Source organism: Paenibacillus sp. HGH0039, assembly GCF_000411255.1.
Lineage (GTDB): Bacteria > Bacillota > Bacilli > Paenibacillales > NBRC-103111 > Paenibacillus_F.
This window is the reverse complement of sequence record NZ_KE150413.1, coordinates 2,044,590-2,066,369: the sequence shown is the minus strand read 5'-3', so window position 1 is coordinate 2,066,369 and position 21,780 is coordinate 2,044,590. Positions and strand designations below refer to the sequence as shown.

The 21,780-nt window shown below is 53.8% G+C and carries 19 protein-coding genes, 1 pseudogene and 1 riboswitch; of the genes and pseudogenes, 2 read left to right on the top strand and 18 right to left on the bottom strand.

All coding sequences use genetic code 11. From position 1 onward, the window contains the following. Positions 1 to 176 precede the first annotated feature (176 nt). The gene (locus tag HMPREF1207_RS23875) at positions 177 to 1,703 is read left to right on the top strand and encodes a hypothetical protein (protein ID WP_009672415.1); all 1,527 of its coding nucleotides are present in this window, start codon (positions 177 to 179) and stop codon (positions 1,701 to 1,703) included. 206 nt (positions 1,704 to 1,909) lie between these two features. On the opposite strand, the gene kapB is transcribed toward HMPREF1207_RS23875, so the two are convergent. From kapB to HMPREF1207_RS23845, 6 genes are all read right to left on the bottom strand, one after another. After that, the gene (gene kapB / locus HMPREF1207_RS23870) at positions 1,910 to 2,308 is read right to left on the bottom strand and encodes a sporulation phosphorelay system protein KapB (RefSeq protein WP_009672499.1); all 399 of its coding nucleotides are present in this window, start codon (positions 2,306 to 2,308) and stop codon (positions 1,910 to 1,912) included. A 19-nt stretch (positions 2,309 to 2,327) separates the two neighbouring features. Continuing rightward, on the bottom strand, positions 2,328 to 2,690 hold the full coding sequence (locus HMPREF1207_RS23865) for a thioredoxin family protein (protein WP_009672389.1): 363 nt from the start codon (positions 2,688 to 2,690) through the stop codon (positions 2,328 to 2,330). A 115-nt stretch (positions 2,691 to 2,805) separates the two neighbouring features. Beyond that, positions 2,806 to 3,339 (bottom strand): hypothetical protein, encoded by a 534-nt coding sequence (locus HMPREF1207_RS23860; protein ID WP_009672446.1) that lies wholly within the window; start codon positions 3,337 to 3,339, stop codon positions 2,806 to 2,808. Positions 3,340 to 3,503: 164 nt separating this feature from the next. Further along, entirely contained in the window at positions 3,504 to 5,120 is a 1,617-nt protein-coding gene (locus HMPREF1207_RS23855; RefSeq protein ID WP_036740543.1) for an ABC-F family ATP-binding cassette domain-containing protein, read from the bottom strand. Positions 5,121 to 5,225: 105 nt separating this feature from the next. Next, positions 5,226 to 7,175 carry an ABC-F family ATP-binding cassette domain-containing protein gene (locus HMPREF1207_RS23850; RefSeq protein ID WP_009672568.1) on the bottom strand — a complete coding sequence of 650 codons (1,950 nt, stop codon included), beginning with the start codon at positions 7,173 to 7,175 and terminating at the stop codon, positions 5,226 to 5,228. 107 nt (positions 7,176 to 7,282) lie between these two features. Beyond that, a complete protein-coding gene (locus HMPREF1207_RS23845; RefSeq protein ID WP_009672382.1) occupies positions 7,283 to 8,371 on the bottom strand; it encodes a M42 family metallopeptidase in 1,089 nt (362 codons plus the stop codon). A gap of 530 nt (positions 8,372 to 8,901) precedes the next feature. After that, positions 8,902 to 9,037, top strand: a riboswitch (cyclic di-AMP (ydaO/yuaA leader). Between the two features lie 6 nt (positions 9,038 to 9,043). On the opposite strand from HMPREF1207_RS23845, the gene HMPREF1207_RS23835 reads away from it, so the two are divergent. Next, positions 9,044 to 9,862, top strand: coding sequence for a CAP domain-containing protein (locus tag HMPREF1207_RS23835; RefSeq protein ID WP_009672491.1), 819 nt, complete (start codon positions 9,044 to 9,046; stop codon positions 9,860 to 9,862). Between the two features lie 514 nt (positions 9,863 to 10,376). Here HMPREF1207_RS23835 and HMPREF1207_RS23830 read toward each other — a convergent pair. The 12 genes and pseudogenes from HMPREF1207_RS23830 to HMPREF1207_RS23780 all read right to left on the bottom strand — a co-directional run bounded on the left by HMPREF1207_RS23830 (position 10,377) and on the right by HMPREF1207_RS23780 (position 21,779). Next, a complete protein-coding gene (locus HMPREF1207_RS23830) occupies positions 10,377 to 10,667 on the bottom strand; it encodes a Dabb family protein (RefSeq protein ID WP_009672411.1) in 291 nt (96 codons plus the stop codon). 73 nt (positions 10,668 to 10,740) lie between these two features. Then, a complete protein-coding gene (locus HMPREF1207_RS30400) occupies positions 10,741 to 11,952 on the bottom strand; it encodes an FHA domain-containing protein (protein ID WP_231392173.1) in 1,212 nt (403 codons plus the stop codon). Positions 11,953 to 12,408: 456 nt separating this feature from the next. Beyond that, a pseudogene (locus tag HMPREF1207_RS30395) lies at positions 12,409 to 12,687 on the bottom strand (DUF6382 domain-containing protein); the annotation flags it as partial. Between the two features lie 145 nt (positions 12,688 to 12,832). After that, complete coding sequence (locus tag HMPREF1207_RS23820) at positions 12,833 to 13,348, bottom strand: A24 family peptidase (protein ID WP_009672535.1); 516 nt, start codon at positions 13,346 to 13,348, stop codon at positions 12,833 to 12,835. A gap of 14 nt (positions 13,349 to 13,362) precedes the next feature. Further along, a complete protein-coding gene (locus tag HMPREF1207_RS23815; protein ID WP_009672427.1) occupies positions 13,363 to 14,001 on the bottom strand; it encodes a hypothetical protein in 639 nt (212 codons plus the stop codon). 36 nt (positions 14,002 to 14,037) lie between these two features. Then, positions 14,038 to 16,302 carry a hypothetical protein gene (locus HMPREF1207_RS23810; RefSeq protein WP_009672461.1) on the bottom strand — a complete coding sequence of 755 codons (2,265 nt, stop codon included), beginning with the start codon at positions 16,300 to 16,302 and terminating at the stop codon, positions 14,038 to 14,040. A gap of 38 nt (positions 16,303 to 16,340) precedes the next feature. Continuing rightward, positions 16,341 to 17,342: a TadE/TadG family type IV pilus assembly protein gene (locus HMPREF1207_RS23805; RefSeq protein WP_009672369.1), complete on the bottom strand. Its 1,002-nt coding sequence runs from the start codon at positions 17,340 to 17,342 to the stop codon at positions 16,341 to 16,343. A gap of 4 nt (positions 17,343 to 17,346) precedes the next feature. Continuing rightward, entirely contained in the window at positions 17,347 to 17,556 is a 210-nt protein-coding gene (locus tag HMPREF1207_RS23800) for a Flp1 family type IVb pilin (RefSeq protein WP_009672424.1), read from the bottom strand. Between the two features lie 39 nt (positions 17,557 to 17,595). Continuing rightward, entirely contained in the window at positions 17,596 to 18,465 is an 870-nt protein-coding gene (locus tag HMPREF1207_RS23795; RefSeq protein ID WP_009672505.1) for a type II secretion system F family protein, read from the bottom strand. A 4-nt stretch (positions 18,466 to 18,469) separates the two neighbouring features. Beyond that, positions 18,470 to 19,402: a type II secretion system F family protein gene (locus tag HMPREF1207_RS23790; RefSeq protein WP_009672444.1), complete on the bottom strand. Its 933-nt coding sequence runs from the start codon at positions 19,400 to 19,402 to the stop codon at positions 18,470 to 18,472. Next, entirely contained in the window at positions 19,399 to 20,655 is a 1,257-nt protein-coding gene (locus tag HMPREF1207_RS23785) for a CpaF family protein (protein ID WP_009672438.1), read from the bottom strand. Before HMPREF1207_RS23785 ends, HMPREF1207_RS23790 begins: the two co-directional genes overlap by 4 nt. Beyond that, entirely contained in the window at positions 20,652 to 21,779 is a 1,128-nt protein-coding gene (locus tag HMPREF1207_RS23780) for a hypothetical protein (protein WP_009672558.1), read from the bottom strand. The genes HMPREF1207_RS23785 and HMPREF1207_RS23780 overlap by 4 nt, the downstream gene beginning before the upstream one ends. Position 21,780 lies beyond the last annotated feature (1 nt).

Sequence of the window (21,780 nt, the reverse complement as noted above, 5' to 3'; positions counted from 1 at the left end):
AAGGATTTCTCCGAGCGGTTTTCGAAAGAATAAAACGCTGTCTTTTTTATGCGCGGACATATAAAGAACATTTTTTCCGTGATATACTAAAAAAGTGAAATATTTTAACTTCCATACGACTCATAAGCCCGTCCCCGAAATGCCCATCCTAACGGAAAGCAAGGAGGAATGACGACATGAACAGTTGGAAAAAGCACGGCCCAGGTCCCTGGCGGAGCAAGGAAAGGTTAGTTCAAACCCTGACGCTGATGATCCTGGTGACACTCCTCACTCACCTTTTGTCGGCCGTGCCCGCACTCGCGCAGGAAGATTTGACAGCCCCGTCCCCTCACTCCAAAGCAGCGGAGACAAAACGCAAAGAAGCCGCCCTGAAAGGCCCTTCCATCCAGGTTGATCCCTCTTTTCCCTATTATCAGAACCGGACACCCGAAAGCATAGCCGACGAACTTCTTCAGCACGGGTACAAAACGGTCCATTATTTTGTCGTCAACGAAAATGATGTGAATCGCACCTTTATCGAAGCCCTCCAGGCAAAAGGCATCGGGGTATGGGCGCTCGTCCTCGGTAACGGGAGCTATTCTACGGCACGTTTTCCGGCGGATTGGCCTTCGTGGCAGATGGAGCTGCTTAAGCCTCTGAACGACGGGTATTACCGGTTCTCTCCCCACAGCCCGGCCTATGTCCAGTGGAAAAAGCAGGCGCTGGCTAAGCTCGTACGCGATTATCCCTTCGACGGGATTGAGGTCGCCGAACCCTACTTTCCCGAATGGGACGGAATCAACCGCGGCGTGTACGGGGATGTCGGGCCGCTCGCGCAGAAAGCGTTCCGCGACAAAACGGGCCTGGAGATGCCCGATTTTACCAACGCCTCTTCGCCCCGCTATTATTTAACCGACACGGCGGCCTACGTGAAGTGGGTCGATTTCCGGGTTGAAGCCGTGAACGATTTCCTGAACGAACTGATGAACGGGAAAGGCGGAGTGCGGGAAGCCCGTCCGGGCATTCTGGTGGCGACCTGGTCTTTGGCTATAGACGCGGGTCCCGGTTCCTTTGACAAGCTGAGGGAATGGCAGGGCCTCGATGCCGCGGCCATGGTCGGCCGGGTTAAACCGGACATCCATTTCCTGCAAACCCACTGGCCCGACTGGCTCAAACCGCAGGAGAGTCTTCCTCCCGATTACGTGAAGCATTACAAGGTTTTTGCGGATAAAATCAAAGCGGAGTATCCGGATCTTCCGCTCGGGGTTCAGGCGGATATCGGCTCGGCCCTCTTGATGGTTAAGGACGGCGGGTGGGTGAGCGCTTTTTCCGATTCCGTCCGTGCACTCGGCTATTCCACCTGGACCGCGTACGAATACCATCTGGGCGGATATATGTACAAGGAAGCCCCCGTCCCCGGCAAAGCGCAGCGGCTTTCACGCACGGAAGTAAAGATCCCTTTTCAGAAAAGAATCGACGAAGGCTCGGCGAAAGCCGAAGGAAACGTGACGGTTTCGGCAGGCGCGGAAAGCTTCACCCTTAATCCCGGGGAAATCTCGGTTGACGGCAGCAATCTGCTGATCCGGTCGGGCCGCCTGCCCAAAAAAGAATTCCGGCTGAATTTGCGCGGTATTAAAGACACGCCTGGCTTTTGGTTCTATAACAAGACGCAAACGCCTAACGTAATCAGAGGGGATGTTGTCGTGGATGTGCCCAAGCATTAGTCTTCGCGTGAATACCCGCCCCAATAAATGAAGCAATAGCCTGTTACGAGCTTCTCCCTGAATACGAAACATACAGGTAGGCGTATAAAAGCAGAAAAAATCCTGCATTCACGATTCGTGAATGCAGGATTTTTTTCTTTTTAACGGATTTATTTACGCATGTTATCTGTTTATCCCTGGCTCTAAAACTTGTACAGCCGGCCGTATTACTGAGGAAAATATTCGCGATGCAGCTCTTCCAGCTCCGCAATGGATCGCCTTGCCCACTCCTCCGTCTGATGCAGCATGTTCAGCTCGCGTTCGAGGGCCTGCTGGAGCGAAAGGGTGTAATCCGGGACATTCCCGTGGTAGGCATGGATGCTCGACAGCGGCATCAACGCAATTTCCTGATAGGCCAGCGCGCGGCGCTGGTGAAAGAACGGGACATCCCCCTGCTGCGGATTATGAAGATCCCCTTGCGAAGGATGCTTAACGACCGCAAGAACCTGAACGGCTGCTTTTATATTGGACGGCGGTTCCACGATGCGGCCTATATACTCCCCTGTTTTGTAAGATGCTATGACCAGATCACCGACGGAAGCAGTGCTTTCGTTTCTATAGTTCATAAGTGGATGCTCCTCTCTGTTACGGAGTATTTTCCGGAAAATCCGACGATGCGACGATCCTCAAATGCTGCATACCCGTCAAATGACGAAGCTCGGCCAGCAAATAGTCGACCGATTTCACGGCGTAAATGAATCGTGCGGCAATTCCCTTCTCTACCACCACTATACAGGGGATGGACGATATTTTCCACTTTTGCACGGACGCCCCCGCGTAATTCGCGTTGCAGGCTTTAAGGGGCAGTTCCGGCTCGATCGTCAGAGCCACGTCCAGCATTCGGCCGGCGACTTTGCAAGTTCCGCAAAAAGGGGTATGAAAAAATACGGCGAACGACTGTTTTTCTATGAGGGCCTGCTTGATTTGGTCATCGTTCCATTCCTGCATACCAATCTCCTTTCCATAAAAAAGCCTTGTTCCGGCTGCAAAGCTCGGGAGTATGTAAGACTAAGGTTCCCTAACAGGCAGAAGCCGGTCGCAAAAAGAGGGGTCCCGACCCGTTTCAGGAAGCATGTTTGTCCCTGAGCTCGGACAGCGACAATAACGTATGTTCAAGCAGCCCTTCGAAGTCGTCGAGATGGCTTTCGTTGACCTTACGGCCGAATTCAAGCAAAACCTCATTGTGCCAGCCTTCGTTTTCGGAGCCGAACACATAAGAAAGCGTCTGGGTGATGAGCGGCCTTCCGCTCCAGATGGATTCCAGGGACGATCCGACCGCGGGACAGTCCCGCGAGGGATCGCCGACAAGGAATCCGAATCTCACCGTAAGCGCACAACCCGGCTCGGCTCCTTTGCGGCTTAGCAGCTCCGCCGCCAAATCTTCCAGTTCAGCCGCCAGATGAAGCTCCGCCCACGGAGAAGCCATGTTCTCTTCGCCGCCGCGGAGGACAAAACGGATCCGGTAATGGCGGCCCAAGCTGGATAAATCCATGACGTCCGACCGGTTCGTAACCAGAATTTCTCCGGACAGATCCAAATCGTAGACAGCGCCTTCCAAAACGACTTTTAAGTTCTCGTAAACCGTCGGATCAAACATACCGGGCAGCTCCTTTTCGATCAGTGTTCATTGCGTAACGGCAGTGCGGCAGCGGCAAGCGGAATATCCTTCTGTTCCCGCATCTCCGGAGCGCAGCAAAGGCGCCCGGATGATGAACATCCAAGCGCCTCTTCTGTGTATCCCGTTCGCAAGCCTCTACTGCTTTAAGCGTAATACTCTTCACGCAGACGGCGCACATCTTCATTTTCCAGATATTCATCGTAAGGCATCATCCGGTCAATCACGCCTTTAGGTGTAATTTCGATAATGCGGTTGGCAATCGTCTGAATGAACTGATGGTCATGGGACACGAACAGCATTGTGCCGTCAAAGTCGATCAGCCCGTTATTCAGAGCCGTAATGGATTCGAGATCCAAGTGGTTCGTCGGCTCGTCGAGAATAAGAACGTTGGCGCTTGCGAGCATCATTTTGGACAGCATGCAGCGCACTTTCTCGCCCCCGGACAGAACGCTCGCTTTCTTAAGCGCTTCTTCACCGGAGAAAAGCATCCGGCCCAGGAAGCCGCGGATAAACGATTCGTCCTGATCTTTGGAATATTGACGCAGCCAGTCGACGAGGTTCATATCTACACCCTCGAAGTACTGCGAGTTGTCTTTCGGGAAATAAGCCTGGGTCGTGGTGACGCCCCATGTGTAGGTGCCTTCATCCGCTTCCGTTTCGCCCATCAAAATCTGGAACAGGGTCGTTTTCGCGTGTCCGTCGGGACCTACGAAAGCGATTTTGTCGCCTTTGTTCACGGTGATGGAAATATTATCGAGAATTTTCTGGCCCTCAACGGACTTGCTGACACTGTCAATCGCCAGAAGCTGCTTGCCCGCTTCCCGCTCCGGTTTGAAATTGATGAACGGATATTTGCGGTTGGACGGCTTGATGTCGTCCAGAGTAAGCTTCTCGAGCTGTTTCTTACGGGATGTCGCCTGCTTCGACTTGGAGGCGTTGGCGCTGAATCTCGCGATAAACGTTTCGAGTTCTTTACGCTTCTCTTCGGTTTTCTTGTTCTGCTCTCTGGCAAGCTTCAAAGCCAGTTGGCTGGATTCGTACCAGAAGTCGTAGTTGCCGACGTACATCTGAATTTTGCTGAAGTCGATGTCCGCGATATGCGTACAAACCTGGTTCAGGAAGTGACGGTCATGGGATACCACGATGACGGTGCCTTCGAATCTGGCCAGGAAGTTCTCCAGCCATTGGATCGATTCGAGATTCAAATGGTTGGTAGGCTCATCGAGCAGCAGAATATTCGGGCTGCCGAACAAGGCCTGCGCAAGAAGGACCCGGACTTTCTCGTTGCCGTCCAGATCTTTCATCTTCTGGTCGTGAAGCTCTTTCGGAATGCCGAGGCCGATCAGAAGCTCGGCCGCGTCGGACTCCGCCTGCCAGCCGTCAAGCTCGGCGAATTCGCCTTCAAGTTCGCCCGCACGGATACCGTCTTCTTCGGAGAAGTCCGATTTCGCGTAGAGAGCGTCTTTCTCTTCCATAATCTGAAAGAGGCGAGCATGGCCCATCATGACCGTTTTCAGAACATCGGTTTCATCGAATTCGTAGTGGTTCTGCTTCAGAACCGCCATACGCTCGCCCGGAGCGATATGAACGTCCCCTTTGTTGGGTTCGATTTCGCCAGACAAAATTTTCAGAAACGTGGATTTTCCCGCTCCGTTAGCGCCAATCAGGCCATAGCAGTTGCCGGGAGTAAATTTAATATTAACGTCTTCGAAAAGAGCGCGTTTGCCGTATCGAAGCGTTACATCCGTTACAGTGATCATAAGTGCGGTTAACCTGCCTTTTTGTAGAATCACGGCTTCTTCCAAGCCAATTCCTTTTAGTATACCATAAAAAAGGGCTCCCCGCTCGTAATTGCGGGAATGAGCTTACTTGCCGCGTTCGATTTCCTCCACGAGCTCCGAGAGGATGGTCCAGCGTTCCATCGCCTGCTCCAGCTCTTCACCGGCGGCGATCTCCTCGGCGTACAGCTCCTGTACCCGGCCGTAGTCGCTTCCGGCCTTCGCAATATCGCTCTTGATCCGCTCCAGCTTCTCTTCGAGCGCCGCGATGCGGTCTTCGATCGTATCCCATTCCTTCTGCTCATTGAAGGAGAGTTTTTTCTTCTTGGCGCGTTCCCCGCCGGAGACCGCTCCGGTTGTACCCGTGGATGGAGCCGATGATGCGGAGGCCTGGGTCCGGGCTTTTTCTTTGGCGTCGGGCTTAAGCTCGGAAGCTTCACGCTGCTGTTTGAGCTCCAGGTATTCGGAATACGTTCCGATATACGGTTCGATCTCTCCCTCGCCCGTAAACGAGAACAGATGGTCGGCGGTCCGGTCCAAGAAATAACGGTCATGGGATACCGTGATGACGGCCCCCGGAAACTGCTCCAGATAATCTTCCAGAATGGACAAGGTCTGAATATCCAGATCGTTCGTCGGCTCGTCGAGCAGCAGGACATTCGGCTCTCCCATCAGTGTACGCAGCAGATAGAGCCGGCGTTTCTCGCCCCCGGAAAGTTTCCCGATCGGCGTCCACTGGAGATTCGGCGGGAACAGGAATCTTTCCAGCATCTGCGCCGCCGTGATGCTCTCTCCGTCCTTCGTTCGGATGACCTCGGCCGCCTCCCGGACATACTCGATGACACGCTGCTTGTCATCCATCTCCACACTTTCTTGTGTGTAGTAGGCAAGCTTGACGGTGCTCCCCCGCTCGATTTCGCCGCTGTCCGGGCCGAGGCGTCCGGCAAGCATATTCAGCAGCGTCGATTTGCCGCTTCCGTTACGGCCGATAATGCCGATCCGGTCGTCCGGCAGCACAATATAGCTGAAATCATGGATGAGCTCACGGCCCTCGTAGCCTTTGCTCACCTGCTTGAGCTCGATGACTTTGCGGCCGAGGCGGCTGCCTGCCAGAGCCATATCGAGCTTTGCCGCAGGCCCGTCGACCTTGCGGTCGCGCAGCTCCTCCGCCCGTTCGACGCGGGCTTTCTGCTTCGTCGTGCGGGCTTTCGCGCCGCGGTGCAGCCAGGCAAGCTCTCTGCGGAGCAGGTTGCGCCGCTTGTCTTCGCTGGAGGCTTCACGCTCCATGCGCTCGGCCTTTTTCTCCAGAAACGTCGTGTAATTGCCTTCATAGCTGTATATGCTGCCGCGGTCGAGCTCCAGGATGCGGCTGGTCACGCGCTCAAGGAAATAGCGGTCGTGCGTGACGAGCAGCAGAGCGCCTTTCCATTTGCTCAAAAACTGCTCCAGCCAGTCCACCGTCTCGTTGTCGATGTGGTTGGTAGGCTCGTCGAGAATAAGCAGGTCGGCGGGCTGGATCAGTACACGGGCCATCGCGACACGCTTCCGCTGGCCGCCGGACAACTCGCCGACGGGCTTGCCGAATTCCGTGATGCCGAGCTTCGTCAGGACTGTCTTGGCCGTTGTGCCGGCCTCCCAGGCGTCCAGCTCGTCCATTCTCGCCTGCACCCGCATCAGCTTCTGCTGGGCAGCCTCGTCCTCGGGGCTGCTATCAAGGGCCGCGAGTGCCTGCTCGTAGTCGCGGAGCACTTTCATAAGGGGCGTTTCTCCGTAGAAAACCTGCTCCAGAACCGTTGAACGTTCATCGAACTCCGGCTGTTGAGGCAAGTATTCCACTCTGAAATGATTGGAATGAACGATCGATCCGGAGTCCGGCGTTTCCAGACCCGCCAAAATTCTCAGCAGAGAAGACTTGCCGGTGCCGTTGACACCGATCAGACCGATCCGCTGTTTTTCCGAGATGGTAAACGATATATCGTCGAAGAGAACTTTCTCTCCGTAAGTTTTTACTAGATGTTCGGCATGAATAATACTCATGAGTTCCTCCGTCCTTAAGCGCCGCGCCAAATGAATCCGGCTGCCCTCATGCCCGCCGTCGGGCGTAGGGATGAGACCAGCCGGATGTAAAATCGATTTCTTCGGATTTAAACCGGGCTGACCGGATTTTCCGGCTGTTCGGGGTCGCTCGCTGCCGCGGCCGGGTGCAGAATGTATTGCAGCAGCAGAGAGGCCGTTCCCGCGATGGCGTCCACATGCGTGCGTTCCATGCCGTGGGAGGCATGAACGCCGGGGCCGATCAGCGCCGCACGGATGTTGCTGCCTCCGCGGAGCGCCGCCGAAGCGTCCGAACCATACTGCGGGTACACATCCACCACGTGGCGGATCCCGGAATGTTCCGCAAGACGGATAAGCTGAGAGGTCATCGCGTAGTCGTAAGGGCCGCTGGAATCTTTTGCACAAATGGAGACGTCCTGCTCGGTGCAGGTCAGATCGTCCCCCATGGCTCCCATGTCGACGGCAAGGAGCTCATCAATGTCGGCCGGGATGTAGGAAGCCCCGTGGCCGACTTCCTCGTAAGTAGTCACAATGATTTTAACGGTGCAGGCCGGTTCGATCAGCTCGTTCTTCAGAAGATCCATAAGAGCGAACAGGGCGGCCACGCTCGCTTTATCGTCGAGATGACGGGACTTGACATACCCGTTCTCCAGCATGCGGACCCGCGGCTCGAATGACACGAAATCCCCGACACGAATTCCCAGCTTCTGTACCTCTTCCTTGTTGAAAGCCAGTTCGTCCAGGCGAACTTCCATGTTCTCCTCGACGCGCTTGTGGTCTCTCGCATCCGGAAAAACGTGAACCGAAGGCTTAGTCGTTAAAATGGTGCCTTCATAGCTGAGTCCCTGGCGCGTATGAACGCGGCAGTACTCGTTTTCGATGGCAGCCATCATAAAACCGCCTACCGACGTGAGGCGCAGACGCCCGTTGTCCTTGATGGACCGCACCATCGCCCCGAGTGTATCCACATGAGCCGAGAGCCCGATCGTGTAATCGCTCCGTTTGCCCGGAATCGTAATGATGCCGCAGCCTTTATTCGTCAGTTCCAGCTTGTAACCCAGCTTCTCGGCCTCCGCCTTCACTTTATCCATAATGTGGTGGGTGTATCCGCTCGGGCTTGGCGTTTGCAAAAGCATGTCCAGCACTTCCAGCAGATACGTTCTGTTTACTTGCTCCATAAACTCAACCTCTCCTTTTCCATCCCGGTACGAGTAGTGTCGCTCTGCAAACGAAACCGTTCAAAGGTAAAGCTCTCCGCCTGACCGGCGGCCGGTTTCCGTTTCTGAGCGCTATGTAAAAGCTTGCTTCTACTTAATACCCCGATAATTCCTCTATCCATCAACCCAAATTGTCGCGTATCCGCCGGATTCTATCTGTCCGGACGGTTTTGCCGAAAAATTAACCGGGGAAGTTCCTTTTAAAGATCTCACTTATTTACAATCTTGCAAATCCCCATAAAAAAGACTGTAAATTCCGGAATTTTACGCCAATTTGGCATGCCTTCAAAAGCGTTCTCTTACTGGTGATACTACACTGTTTCCCCGTTGTTTTCAAACGATAAACCCGTTTCCGGAAAAACAATCCGGCCGCGGCTGGAAAACTTTGTCCCGTGAAATCTAGCAAATCGCATGCTAGGATTAAAAGGCTTCTTCCGGGAGAGAGTGCAGAGCAGCGCATCATGCAGGCTCCTCTTCTCAGACAGAAAGCAAAAAAAACAAGGCCGAAGCTTCTCCGGAAGCACGGGGGAACCCATTCTTGGGGTGAAGCCATGATGCTCATGGCCGGGTGATTGCTCTTTGACCCGAATCCGTCAGCTAACCTCGCAGGCCGAAAAAAGGAGAGATTTTACTTTGAAATCTATCAAAAAAGCAACTCTCGTTGGTGTTTTTGCCCTTACGTCCGTTTTCGGAGCAGGCGCCGCATCCGCATCCGCCGAGCCGTGCAACGTTTCCGGCGGGGACACACTCGCGACCCTTTCGAACAAATACGGCATTGATCTCGCCTCTCTTCTTACATCGAATCCGCAGTTGAAAAATCCGAATTTCATTTGGAAAGGCATGCAGATCGTCGTACCGGCAGCGCCTCCCGCTGGGGAAAAACCGTCTGCCGAGGCACCGGCCGCGCCAACCGCGCCCGAAAAGAAACCGGAAGCCCAGAAACCTTCTGCACCACCGGCAAAACCGAGCAAGCCCGCTCCGGAAACTCAGGCACCCGTAAGCACGCCGAAACCGACAACCAAGCCGTCCGCACCTGTCGCGACACCTTCACCGAAACCGGCTGAAAAACCGGCCGCTTCCCAATCGGAATTCGCGGATCAGGTCGTAACGCTGGTGAACCAAGAACGTGCCAAAGCGGGATTAAAACCGCTCGCTTCCGACAGCGCGCTTGCCGCGATGGCATTGGACAAAGCGAAGGATATGTATACAAACAACTATTTCGATCACAACTCTCCGACGTACGGATCTCCATTTGATATGATGAAATCTTATGGCATCTCCTATACGTATGCAGGTGAAAACATCGCCAAAGGACAGCGCACTCCTCAGGATGTGATGAACTCGTGGATGAACAGCCAGGGTCACCGTGAAAACATTTTGAGCCCGAACTTTACGAAAATCGGAGTCGCTTACTATAACGGCGAATGGGTTCAAGAGTTTATCGCGAACTAATTCGATTTTGCAAATGCACGAATGCGAATATACAATTTAAGGCTATAATTTGATCCTACAATTCAATCTAATGCAGCTTTGAAAAGCGGCCCGTTCCTGACCCGGAACCGGCCGCTTTTTTTTTGCGAAAAAACAGGCGGCTAGGAGCCTAGTGCTCCGGGTAGAAGTAAGGATTCATAATACAGAAGGCGTGGGGGAAACTAAGCGGGACGATTGCTGGACGGTTTATTGAAGTAAGGCATCGGGTAATCCTTCGGCAGCATTAAAATAAAGGGATTCTGCAGTAAAGCTTTATGCTGTTGTGTTACTTCAGATGGCGTTGCAGTGGCATTGCGCTAGTCGGAAAGAGGCTTCCGGCGTTGAATGACTTCGGTACATAGGAATCCGCTCACCTAGAGAAGATGGCAGCCATGACTTTCACATCGAGTGTTTTGCCGACGGCTGCACCATAAAAAGAACCTGCCGCGAAAAACGGCAAGTTCTTACGAGTGTTACCTGATTTTTTTTGAATAGATTAGCTTTCAAAGTCTACGCAGGGAGCGACGCCGTCTTTGGCTTCGCCCATATAGGCGAGCACATCCTGGTGGACGGGGTGCACATTATAAGCTTTGAGATCTTCAAGCGAGTTAAACTTTGTAATCAAAGCCAAGTCATAAGAACGTTCGGAATGGATCACATCCGCGCCCACTTCGATATGCAGCAGTTCGGAAATTTTGCCTTCCATGTTCTGCAGCTTGGCTCTTGCTTGTTCGACGGACTCCGGGCTGCGGTCTTTAAGCTTGAAAAACACGACATGTGTAATCATTGGACATTCTCCTCTTTCCCGTTTCTTCAATAACCCGTCCATTATACCATTATCGTTCCATGACCGGAACCGGTCAGCCAAATCGGAAGGTAAACTCGGTGTGAATGATCCGCACCACATCCCCGTCTTTCAAAGCGACCATTTGATAAGGAACGAGCATCCCGTCGTTTAGAAACGTACCGTTTCGCGAACCGAGGTCTTTGACCGCATAACCTCCCGGCGTCCGCAAAAATTGCGCGTGAATCCGCGAGATTCCGAGTACATCTTCGATATAGTCGGCATCTCCTTCCCCACGCCCGATAATAAAAGAATCCGTGTCGAGCAGAATCGTTTCCTTCCGGCCTTCCCGCATCACTTCGAGCACGGGATGGCGGAACTTCGCATGCGGCGGGGCTGACTCAGCGCCGAGATAAACGGTTTCATCCGCGTTGTTCACCGCAGATAGCGGCGGAGCCAGAAGCGTCGTACGTTCGCCCAATCCGGCGTAGTACTGCTCGAGCGACACCGGCTCCTGTTCCGCCGCAGGCGGATACGGGCTGCTGCCGGAGGGTGCCGCTTCTTTCAACTGGCTGCTGCGTCGGCCCGGAAGGCCGATAGCCAGCAGTACGTAAGCGGCATCCAGCACCAGCAGCGTCGCTCCGCTGCTGATGTACAGCAGCGGGGGCCCGGGCGCGCTGAAATAAGCGTTCCAGATCATCCCGATGATCAGGAATGCGCCTCCCAGCGCGAGGATTTTGCCGCGGGACCCGGGAAGCGGTCCCGCGGAGGCAGCCGCTCCGGCGAGCGCGGCTTGCGGCGCGGCGTGAGGCTGCGGCGGGTGCCCGGCCGCCTGCACGCCGGAGCCGGTCTGCCGCCGGCTGAGCGGCACAGCCGCAGCAGGCTGCGGCGCGGTTTGCCCAACAGCCGCAGCAGGTTGGGTTTGCGCCGCAGCGATTGGAGCTGCAGTTGGCGGTGAGGCGGTACGCGAAGCTGCCGTACGGAGAACAGGCTCTCCGGTGCCGGTGGGATTTACCTCAGCGCTCGCGGAAAAGCGGGTTACCGCTCCGGAAGCGGCTGCGGATGAACCTACTGCAAAGGTTGCCGGAGTCAAATCGGGACTCGCAGCGGAAGCGGCCTTGTCCGGCGAGACCGGATACGCATAGTTCAAAGCGGCAGAAGCAGAAGCCGTATAGTTCCCTTCGACAGGCACAGGATAATCGGAGCCGTCCGCAGCAATTTGTTGACGTCTTCGGATAAACTTCTCTGCAGCACCGCGCGGCTTGGGATTTGAACGGTTTTCACCCATAAGCTTCTGAGGCGACCCAATCCTGTCTCGGGGCATATGTGCGCTCTCTCTTCGCAAAAGCCCCTCACCAACATCGTTACTTTCTTTGTGAAGCTGCAGCGGTTCCGTTACAGGACTACCTTCCCCTGGCTTCTGCAAAACAGAAAACGCATAAATGCTCCGCTCACAGAACTGTGCAGGGTCCTGCATTTTCGAGTCCGGTACGGTTGAACTTCGAACAATCGAGTCCGACTCCACACCTCCTTTCCCGCTGTCTTCCTTAACACTTAGCCCGCACCCACTTATTTCCAGATAGATTTGCCTTTTAAATTCTCGAACGGAGAAGTTTTCACGCTCACAATACTTGGCAAGTCTCTCGAGACTTCCACGATCTTTCGCTATGAGCCGGCTGCCCAAGTCTCGAACAAGCGCACTCCACATAACGGAGGCAAATCCAACCGGAATTTCCTTTATAGGGAGGCACAGCAGTGAGACGTCTGCCCAGCCACTTTCGATATACATGTAATTTTTATCCACCACAAACTGGGCCTCATTTAGCATAAAATTGCCGCTATCGCTTACACAAGCCGCCGCTTCGTGCAGCAGTTGAAGACATCCGGCGGGATCTGGACTGCGCTCTTTAAGGATAGCTGCCAGAGACCGTCTTGAAGCCAGGTTATAGAGCAACCTGACATGACTATTGATCTCTTCCACTTTCAAAGGCAGTACCCGCGGAATAGGGTTTTCTGCAAGCATCTTTAGCTGCACGGGCGCTAGGCGTTCAATGTTCAGCTCTTCTTCCAAGCCCACTTCCAGCCATCTGCCTTGCGACAACCGTATGCTTGCCTGCAATCCGAATATTTCCATAGCTTCATCCTTTCACATCTCTGACGGGCTTCTGTTAAAAAGCAAGGTTTCCGTACCAGTAAGCAGCCAGAACCCCCGGCAGTACCGCATACATAAAAGGAAACCGCAGTTGATCACTTTGTTTCATGCTTTTCCAGAACGACAAATCTTTAAGAAACAAACATAGGGCCAATCCGCCGAATAAGCGCCCGAGCCGTTTGACTCCTTCTTTTCTCGCAAGAAGCAAGCACAAGCCGATCGCTCCCGCGAATAATAAAGAATAGAGCGCGCACGTAAAAACATAGACCCCGCCCGTTAAAGCTCCAATCGCCCCGAACAGCTTAACGTCCCCCGCACCGAGCGCCCCTGCCGCATACAAAATAAAAAGCGCAATAAAACCGGTCGTGCAGCCCGCCAAAGAAAAAACAAGTCCGCTCCAGCCATTTGTAAGAAGATGGTACATCATTCCGGTACCGGCACCTGCGGCAGTCAAGACATTCGGAATAATCGATTTTCGTACATCGGTTACAAACGCGGCCAGAATAAGAAGAGAAAGCAGCAGCTCCTCCATAGTGATGTCTCCTTTTACGCGCCCAGCCAGACCCGCTCCAGCGCTTTCTTTTTCAAAACAAGCGTACGGTTGAAGAAAGGAACGGCAAGGGGGAAATCATAGGTAACTTCGAATCCGAGATAAGCCCGTTCCCGGTTCGTTAAACTGGGTAGTGTCACCCCGTCGATGCGGAACCGGTCCTTCTTCAGAATCCGTTTGTCCGCAAAACTGTACACAACCGGCTTCATGGCATCACGCAGTGCCGAACTTGCCGCTTCCTTTGCCCCATCCACACCGCTTTCACCCGCTTGGCGAACCCATGCCAAAAGTCCGACTACCGGATCCGGGATGTAGGCTTCAACCGAGTCGATAAATTCTCCCGCTTGCGCGGCTTGTTCTCTTAAGTTTTGAAGAGTATCAACTACATTCTGAGCCCCTGATGCGAGAGCCGTCTGGTCGAATGATTGTTCACCCTGTCTGTACAGTACCTCCGCCGGATAAAGCCCCGCGGCCAAAACCTTCGTAGATTCACTTACCGCAGACCGCAGCGCCATATCCGCTACCGCTATCTGGATGCATACGATAAGGGCGACGATAAAACCGACGAACATCGGCAGAATAAGCGCCGCTTCCAGCACCATTCCCCCTTGCTCGCTTTTTCTAAACATGCGCATACGCATCGCTCCCGTCCTGTTCGGTTCGCGTGTTATCTAATATGCCAAATCCGCACGACTGATAAAGCGGCACCGGTTTTCTCTTACTTCGCAGGAAGAAATGCCCGTCCCGTTCATCAGTTTCATTAACCCCGGCAAAAACCATAAGGATACGGAGGATTCAGCGGACCCCTGTATGTAAGTTACAGCGTGATCCAACGTCCGCTCTGTATTCAGTTCGATCAAGGATTGAAGGCGCGCCAACAGGTTCGAGTCAGAGCTGTGCAGGAGAAGAAATATCCGCAAATAGTCTTTATAAGTGAAAGTAAACAAAGGGTTCGTCAGTTTGCTTGATATCGGAACTGCTTTTCCTTCGGTTAAGCTGTCCATATCCGCCAGAGCTTTGACGGCTGCCTCGGCAGCACTGGCCAGCAGTACAAGCAGCGGAGAACCTGCCTGAAGCAGTTCGTTTTTCGGATCCATCAATTCTTCCACGATCCGGACTGCAAAACGGAAAGCGAACATTTCACCATAAGCCGATGACATGTTTTTGGCACACGTATTGAATCCGTACAATAAATACTCGACTTCTTGGCCTGGAAGCTTATGGCCTGACGGCTCGGATAACGCATGAAGCGGCTTTGGCTGCCCCGATCCGTCCAATTCCCGCCCGTAGGTTCTATAGTTAAACTGAGACAAGGCATACTCGTTTATGAACAGCTCATTGCGGATACTTTCCCCCGTTTGGCCAAGCCGCTCCAGCAAACTCATGGCATGCTGAATTTCCGTGTCGGGCTTGCCCTCCAGATCGTACACCGGGCTGCCGCCGGCATTCGAAGGACTCTCGTTTAGAGTCATGTATTTTCGGTATAATCCGTCTTCCCCTTTCTCCTCCAAAGTCTCGTAGAAAGTCGAAACCGGTCCAGCCGTCTGATCCGTGCCGCAGTCTCCCATCGCCTGCTTGGCCCGATTCAACACCTCTTGTATTTTCGAGCGCTGCTTTTCTTTTTCTTTACGGATCGTTTCGTTTCGCTTGGTTCGCTCCGTTTCAATGACAAGCTGTTTTTTGTAGGTTTCATCCATTTGGGCCTGGTAGGCATCGTTTGCGGCGTGTATTTTTTGAGCGTTGGCGTTCGTGAATAGATTAGTGCTTCCGATGCCGCTGCGAAAACCGCTGAACAATGCCGCACTTGAAGCGATTCCTGTCTGATAGGTACGGAAATCGTCTTCACTAAGAAGTTTCAAGCCTTTGAACGCTTCGAAGGCTTTAAGTTCATTACCCGTAGCGGATGATACGCGTTTTAGCTCCGTGTTTAACTCATCGTTTGCTTTCTTCGCTTCACCGAGCAGCTCTTGAACGGATTTTTGCAGATTTTGTACTTTCTCGTCGTCACTGACGATTTCAAGCTTGGTTGCCGCCAGAAGGGCGGTGTATTTCACAATATTTTCAAGCAGCGTCTTCAGATCGGAAAGCCTGCTTTGCAGTTCGGTCAGCTGGTCCTGAAGCGAACGGATGCGGTCCATCATCCCTTGAAGGGCGGCGGCCGCTTCCGGTCCTGCTGCGGCAGCAGCTGCAAGGGAGCCGTTCAAACTTGAAATGGAGTCCGAGAGCGAGCGGATTTGTTCTTCCAAGGTTTTGATTTGCGACCTTACCCCGTCCGCGGTGTTTAAGCCGATCAGCTCCGAAAGGCGGTTCAGCTCGGTTATTCGTGCCCGATATGTATGGTGCCGGCCATTCAGCTCTTCCTTCAGCTTGACCGTTTCCGCCCATGCCCGATCGAGCGATTCTTCCCGTTTGGCAAGCAGTTTTTCGATTTTCTCCGCTTCTTTGGCGTATGCCGAGCCGTTTGCCAGCGTTTTGACCGCACCGGGTTTTTGAAGCTTATCCGTTATCTCCAGCACGAATTCGATCGGTGCGGTGTATTTCATATGTTCAAGGATTTGTTCTTTAAACACGGGATGATTGGCAAGCGTGTATAGCGAGGTCAGTGACGCGCGCCCCTCTTCCGGCTTTGTATCCAGCATTTTATAAAAACCACCGCTTGAACTGCCGGAAAGATTTTCTTTGAATATCGTGCTGAAAAGGGATTTCGAACTTTCCGGCTCTCCGGTAAGTCCGAACAGTCCGTATTTTTGAAGCTCCGTATCAAATGCCGAAAGAACGGAACGGACCGCGGCCCTTGCGGCCGTATCCGCTTCTCTTTCAGCGGCCTTTACCCGTGCGAAATCGATCAGAACCGCTTGCAGAAAAAAGATAGGGACGAGAATAATGATCAAATAAATAGAAACGGTACCCGTCTCGGAGTTATAGAAGCTTCTCAAAACACGCTCCTTTCCGGGCAGCCGAGGCCGCCCTTGATTTATTCATGCAAAATGACGGAGATGCCGTTCTGAGCCAGCTCCCGCTGGATAGCTTGTGAAGGCGCCTTTCCCGACTTGGTTTTGAAAAAGTGCCACACGATCCCTTTAACCTGTGTCCCCTCCTTTTTCAGAAGAACGTCTTTACGCATTTGTTCCTTAAGGTTCTTCTCATTGAACGTGTAGAAAGCAAGATGTGCCGTACCGCCGGCATCCAAAGCGTCAATCGTTCTTTTATCTCCCTCCGGGGTAATCACCTCCGTTTTCCGTCCGCTGACCAGTTTCCGGATATAAGCGCTTGCCTGCGCTTCGCTCGTAATGACGCTTGTCGGAGGGATAGCCTCGGGTGCGGGCTCGGTCAGCACTTCTCTGGCCTTTGAGGCAGTTATGCGATTTTTTATCGCCGGGATATAGCTGCGGGTCAGATCAACAGTCCGGATCAGTTCCACGGGGTCCACTACGTGGGAAGCGCCTTGACCCTTCACTTGATCGCGTATGACGTTCCCGGGCAGAAAGGAACGCGTGCGGAAAGGCTCTTCCAGCTCGGCCGAAACTTTCCGTTCCCATATGTGATTCACGTAAGACATCGAGCCATGAACCCCCGGCGGAAGGAGAGCGGCCGCACGCGACAGTTTACCCGCAGGACCGCTTCCATCAGATGTGCCTGGAACTTGGACAACCGAAGATTTTCCGCTGTAGCCGAAAATGCCGAGGATGCCGTCCTGCGTCAAACGCCAGTACAGCCCGTCACCGGCTTCCGGTGTAAAAGCTCCTGTCACAGGATCTTTGCGGCTGTTGTTCCACGAAAACGCGGCTCTTTCGGAAGCGACGCCGGCTTGCTGCTGCAGGGCGACCCGATTGTACACAAACATGCCGAAAATGATAAGGGTTAAAGTAATTAAGATCACTACCGGAAACAGCAAAGTCCCTTCCAGGGTAAAATTACCGGATTGGGAACGGAACAAGCGAATCCGGACCCCGTATTTCCGTATTTCCGTGAGCATCCAGCTACGGCGCTTTAATGGCATCATCGCTTTTGGAATTGTTAAATTCCGTGTCCGCTTTACCAATCAGTTCGTTGAACCATTTAATAATCCACTTCCGGAATATAACGGCTACGGCTATGAGTACGGCGACGATGAGCAAAATTTCAAGCGTTCCCAGCCCTTCTTCGTCGTTCCAGAAACGAATCATGGACATCTGTAATCGGCTTTTCATTGTTTATGACCTCCCAAAAAGTGTGGATCGGTTTATCCGTCAGCCGTTTATGGACAGAACGGCCGGCGAAGCAACGATAATCATGACAACCAGAAAAATAGCAACCATAGGGAACACCAGCTTCGAGGAAGCCTCCTCGCCCAGCTTGCGGGACTCCGCCTTGCGGCGGTCCCATAATTCCTTCGCGAGCGAACGAAGAGCGACCAGAAAATCTTCTCCTCCCCTCCGGTAATTCAGCAAAATCGTCGTTGTGAACAGTGCCATTTCCTGCATGGCGCACCGTTTGCTCAAATCTTCGAGCACCTTGGGAAGCGAAACATTCATTTCCAGCTCACGCACCGCTTGCCCAAACTCGGCATGCAGCGGGGATGCCGCCACCCGCGATATATCCACACTGCGGATAAGCGCCTTCTGGACGGTTTCACCGGCATTAATGAGCAGAATCATCTTACTCAGCACTTCCGGAAGCTCCATAACAATCCGGCGTTTTCGCAGCCTGATTTGCTGATCGAGTTGTCTCAGCATGAGCAAAGGAGTCAAACCGGCGCCCAGCAGACCCAGGAGAGCGACAGCAGGGTCTCCGCCTCCCGCAATTCCCAGCAGGCCGCTCAACAGCAGAACGAGCAGTGAGGTCAGAAGCATGTCTCCCATCACAAGCTTGGCCATGACCAGCGTATCCTTATGACCGTAAAGCGAACGGATCCGCTGCATAATCCGGACGCCCGCATCCGGGAAACGCTCCATGGTTTTGAACCGTTCAACCGCATAAAGGCCCGCGGGAGCCAGCTTTTTCATGTGCAGCGTACAGGGATAGTCCGACCTCACATCTTTAAAACGCCTGGAGCCCAGGACGTACAAAAGCAGCAGCACCAAAAACGAACCCATACTTAAACACAGCAGTACAAGCATGTCGTCACACCTTTATGTCCATAATCTTGCCGGTCAGCCACAAGCAGCCTCCCAGAGCAAGCAGTCCTCCCGTCATAATGAGTGGTCCCGCCCCGCTGTACAGCGGGGCCATATAGTCGGGGGAGCTGAAACTGAGTACAGCGACCATACAAACGGGAGCGGCAAGAAGAACACGCGATTCCAGTTTTTTCTGGGCCACCATAACCGAAATGTCTTGCTCAATGTCCAGCTTATCTCCGATAATGCCGGCAGTTCGGCGGATGACCTCCACCAGATTGCCGCCCGTTCTCTTGCAGGTCGTGAACACATCGGAGAAATTCGTAATATCGTCGCACTGTGCCCGTACCGCAAAATCCGCAACGGCATGTTCAATCGGTTCTCCGTTGTCTAGCCGCCTTACGATGATTTCGAATTCCCGGACAATCAAGCAGTTCGGATCGGGATAGAGCAGCTGAAGATCCTTCCATGCTTCGCGGAATGAATTTTCTACGGACCTTCCGGCTGTAAGAGACGTGGACATGCAGTACAGAGCCTGCTTGAACTGAAGGATCAATTTCGCCTTCCGCCCGGTTATCAGCCATACTTTGCGGAAGCGGGGAACCAGCAAGCCGAGCAGCGCGCAAAGCAGAGCAAGCAGAGGCTCCTTGTAAAAAATGTACGCGATCCCCGCAAAAACCAGTCCGAATAAGCCGGACGTCAGCAGCATTTCCCGGACCGTCATCCGGTAGCTGCCGTAATCCGTAAGGCCCGCGGGAGCAGGGCGTGCCGCCGTTTTCCTTTCAGGAGGGGGATTTGCTTTCGGGGACTGCTGTCTACTCCCCTCATGCCCGCCATTATCGCCTCTCTTCGCCAATTTCCGCCGTTTTCTTCTATCCTGCGTCAATAAAACAAGCCAGAGAACCAACCCTGCGAGACAGGCCGCAACCGGGAGCATCATGACGCCGCCTCCTTCTCACGGGCGATCCAGTCCGGAAGTTCCACTCCAGCCATTTGGCTTTTCCAGCCGTGAACGAGCGGATTCCCCGTATAGATCAGCTTCCCTTTCACTCTGCCGTTCTCATCCTCCCCTTGGTCTTCAAACCGGAACAACGGGTTCAACAGGATTTCGCCATTGGTTAGTCCAGCCAGCTCGCTGATCTCAACAACCTTACGGGAGCCGTCCCGCATCCGGGACAAATGAACCATGAGATCTATGGCCGACGAGATTTGCTTGCGGACTACCTCCACCGGAAGGTCCGCCGCGCTGAGCACCATCATTTCCAGACGACTCAGCATGTCGGCGGTTGAGTTGGAATGCCCCGTGGAAAAGCTTCCGTCATGTCCGGTATTCATGGCCGCCAGCATATCCAGCGCCTCAGCTCCGCGGACTTCCCCGACGATAATCCGGTTCGGTCGCATCCTGAGAGAAGATCGGATCAGATCCCGGATGCCGATTCCGCCTTTGCCTTCGGTATTTGCGTTACGCGTTTCCAGGCTCACCAGATTAGGAACCGTGCGGATTTGCAGTTCTGCCGAATCCTCAATCGTGATGATCCGCTCGTCCGCCGGTATTCCCTGAGATAGAGCGTTAAGAAAAGTCGTCTTGCCGGAACCGGTGCCCCCTCCGATAAAAATGTTGTATTTCGCTTTCACAAAAACGCCGAGCAGCTCCGCTGCCTCCTGCGTCAACGCTCCTACGGCAATCAGATCGCTCATGGTCAGCGGCTGTGCCGGAAACTTACGGATCGTCATCGTCGGGCCTTGCAGCGCCACAGGGGGGAGCACCACATTGACACGGGAACCGTCCTGCAGTCTGGCGTCTACGATCGGCGACATTTCATTCACGGTCCGGTTCACTTTGGCGACGATGGCCTGGATGATGTCCTCCAGTTTCTCCCGGCTCTCGAACCGGGCTTCGTTCCGGCTGACCCGCCCGTCACGTTCGATAAAAATATCCCGGTGGCTGTTGATCATAATTTCCGTTACGGACGCATCGTCGATTAAAGGCTGTAAAATATCAAGACCGCGATAGGAGTGGAAAATCCGCTGCACCATCTCCCACTTTTCTCCTGCCGTCAGCCGTCCGTCCCCTGTTTCCCGAAGCACCACCTCCTCGATCAATTCCATCAATTCTTCGTCCGAAGTGGACTGGGTCGGATCCAGACGGGCGTTGACGGCTTCCTTGAACGTACGAACCCATTCTTCATTCACAACGCCTCAGCCCCCTCGGAAAACCTGCGCAGCATATGACCGACTTGAGCGGCAAAAACAGGCTCGCCGAGCCAGTCGGCGGGGTCCGAAACGCTCTTCCAGGCAGGAATATAAGGAAGCGTTTCGAATATCGCAACGTCATATTCCTTTGCCAAGCCAAAATCTCCTCCCGTATATTTGTTCAAAACAAATAAGCTTTTGCTTGCGCAGGATTCCATGGACCATATGGACTTCATGGCATCCTGGACTTTCCGGGTTTTGTACAAAGCGTGCGCGTCTTGAGTAACCAGCCACACGACGATATCGCTGGCCTGCAGGGCGCCTAAGGTCCTCGGCTGGACGGCACTGTCCAGATCGAGCACCAGGACGTCACAAATCCCGCTGTCGGCTATGTGCCGGACCAACCCGCTCACGTCCTCCGCCTGCAATTCGTCCGCTTCCCGGATGTTCGGCAGAGGAGCCAAATAATCGAATCCGTAAGCGGGATGACGGCATTGAAGCAGATCCGCATAGTCCGCAGTCCGGTCCGGGGACTTCCTCCACGCATAAAGAAGCCGCGAAAAGGAATCCGGCGGGCCGTCCTTCATCAGCAGTGCGGAAGAACTCACCGCTTCCAGAGACATATACAGAACCTTCTTTCCCTGTGCGGCAAGCTGCGCCGCCATATTCAGCGCAAGAACGCTTTTACCGCTTCCGCCAAAAGCCGAATACAAGGCGAGAACGCTCGTACGGCCGCTTCGGAATCCGGTCCTCCCGAGTCCGGTACCGCCGGTTTGTTCGGCCGCGCGCAGCAGCAAATCTCTGAGCATCGTTCGAAACGGCTGATACCGGTATATCCGGTTCCCGGCCGGCAAATCCGTGCGTTCCGGGATCTCCGAAAAACGGTAAACAAGGCCGTTATGTCCCTCGCCGAGCCAACGGATGACCTCTTCATCCGCAATGGATTCCGCATGAAGGATCAGCAGGGGCTCCCCCCTGTTTTGCTCCACAAACGTTCCGGCGTGCTCGCAATGGGTAACCGACCGGATATCCAGCCGGTCACGGTACTCCCCTTCCCGGATAAACCGTTCCATTGCGGACGCGAATTCCTTGTCGGGCCCGATCAAGATCAGCATCCTTTTCATC

What these genes read in the sequence shown, in the direction of transcription:
- HMPREF1207_RS23850 (WP_009672568.1), bottom strand. Translation starts at nt 7,175, where the DNA reads ATGAGTATTATTCATGCCGAACATCTAGTAAAAACTTACGGAGAGAAA.
- kapB (WP_009672499.1), bottom strand. Translation starts at nt 2,308, where the DNA reads ATGAACTATAGAAACGAAAGCACTGCTTCCGTCGGTGATCTGGTCATA.
- HMPREF1207_RS23805 (WP_009672369.1), bottom strand. Translation starts at nt 17,342, where the DNA reads ATGCTCACGGAAATACGGAAATACGGGGTCCGGATTCGCTTGTTCCGT.
- HMPREF1207_RS23845 (WP_009672382.1), bottom strand. Translation starts at nt 8,371, where the DNA reads ATGGAGCAAGTAAACAGAACGTATCTGCTGGAAGTGCTGGACATGCTT.
- HMPREF1207_RS23855 (WP_036740543.1), bottom strand. Translation starts at nt 5,120, where the DNA reads ATGATCACTGTAACGGATGTAACGCTTCGATACGGCAAACGCGCTCTT.
- HMPREF1207_RS30400 (WP_231392173.1), bottom strand. Translation starts at nt 11,952, where the DNA reads ATGGGTGAAAACCGTTCAAATCCCAAGCCGCGCGGTGCTGCAGAGAAG.
- HMPREF1207_RS23815 (WP_009672427.1), bottom strand. Translation starts at nt 14,001, where the DNA reads ATGCGCATGTTTAGAAAAAGCGAGCAAGGGGGAATGGTGCTGGAAGCG.
- HMPREF1207_RS23795 (WP_009672505.1), bottom strand. Translation starts at nt 18,465, where the DNA reads ATGCTTGTACTGCTGTGTTTAAGTATGGGTTCGTTTTTGGTGCTGCTG.
- HMPREF1207_RS23790 (WP_009672444.1), bottom strand. Translation starts at nt 19,402, where the DNA reads ATGATGCTCCCGGTTGCGGCCTGTCTCGCAGGGTTGGTTCTCTGGCTT.
- HMPREF1207_RS23820 (WP_009672535.1), bottom strand. Translation starts at nt 13,348, where the DNA reads ATGGAGGAGCTGCTGCTTTCTCTTCTTATTCTGGCCGCGTTTGTAACC.
- HMPREF1207_RS23780 (WP_009672558.1), bottom strand. Translation starts at nt 21,779, where the DNA reads ATGAAAAGGATGCTGATCTTGATCGGGCCCGACAAGGAATTCGCGTCC.
- HMPREF1207_RS23830 (WP_009672411.1), bottom strand. Translation starts at nt 10,667, where the DNA reads ATGATTACACATGTCGTGTTTTTCAAGCTTAAAGACCGCAGCCCGGAG.
- HMPREF1207_RS23860 (WP_009672446.1), bottom strand. Translation starts at nt 3,339, where the DNA reads ATGTTTGATCCGACGGTTTACGAGAACTTAAAAGTCGTTTTGGAAGGC.
- HMPREF1207_RS23800 (WP_009672424.1), bottom strand. Translation starts at nt 17,556, where the DNA reads ATGAAAAGCCGATTACAGATGTCCATGATTCGTTTCTGGAACGACGAA.
- HMPREF1207_RS23875 (WP_009672415.1), top strand. Translation starts at nt 177, where the DNA reads ATGAACAGTTGGAAAAAGCACGGCCCAGGTCCCTGGCGGAGCAAGGAA.
- HMPREF1207_RS23865 (WP_009672389.1), bottom strand. Translation starts at nt 2,690, where the DNA reads ATGCAGGAATGGAACGATGACCAAATCAAGCAGGCCCTCATAGAAAAA.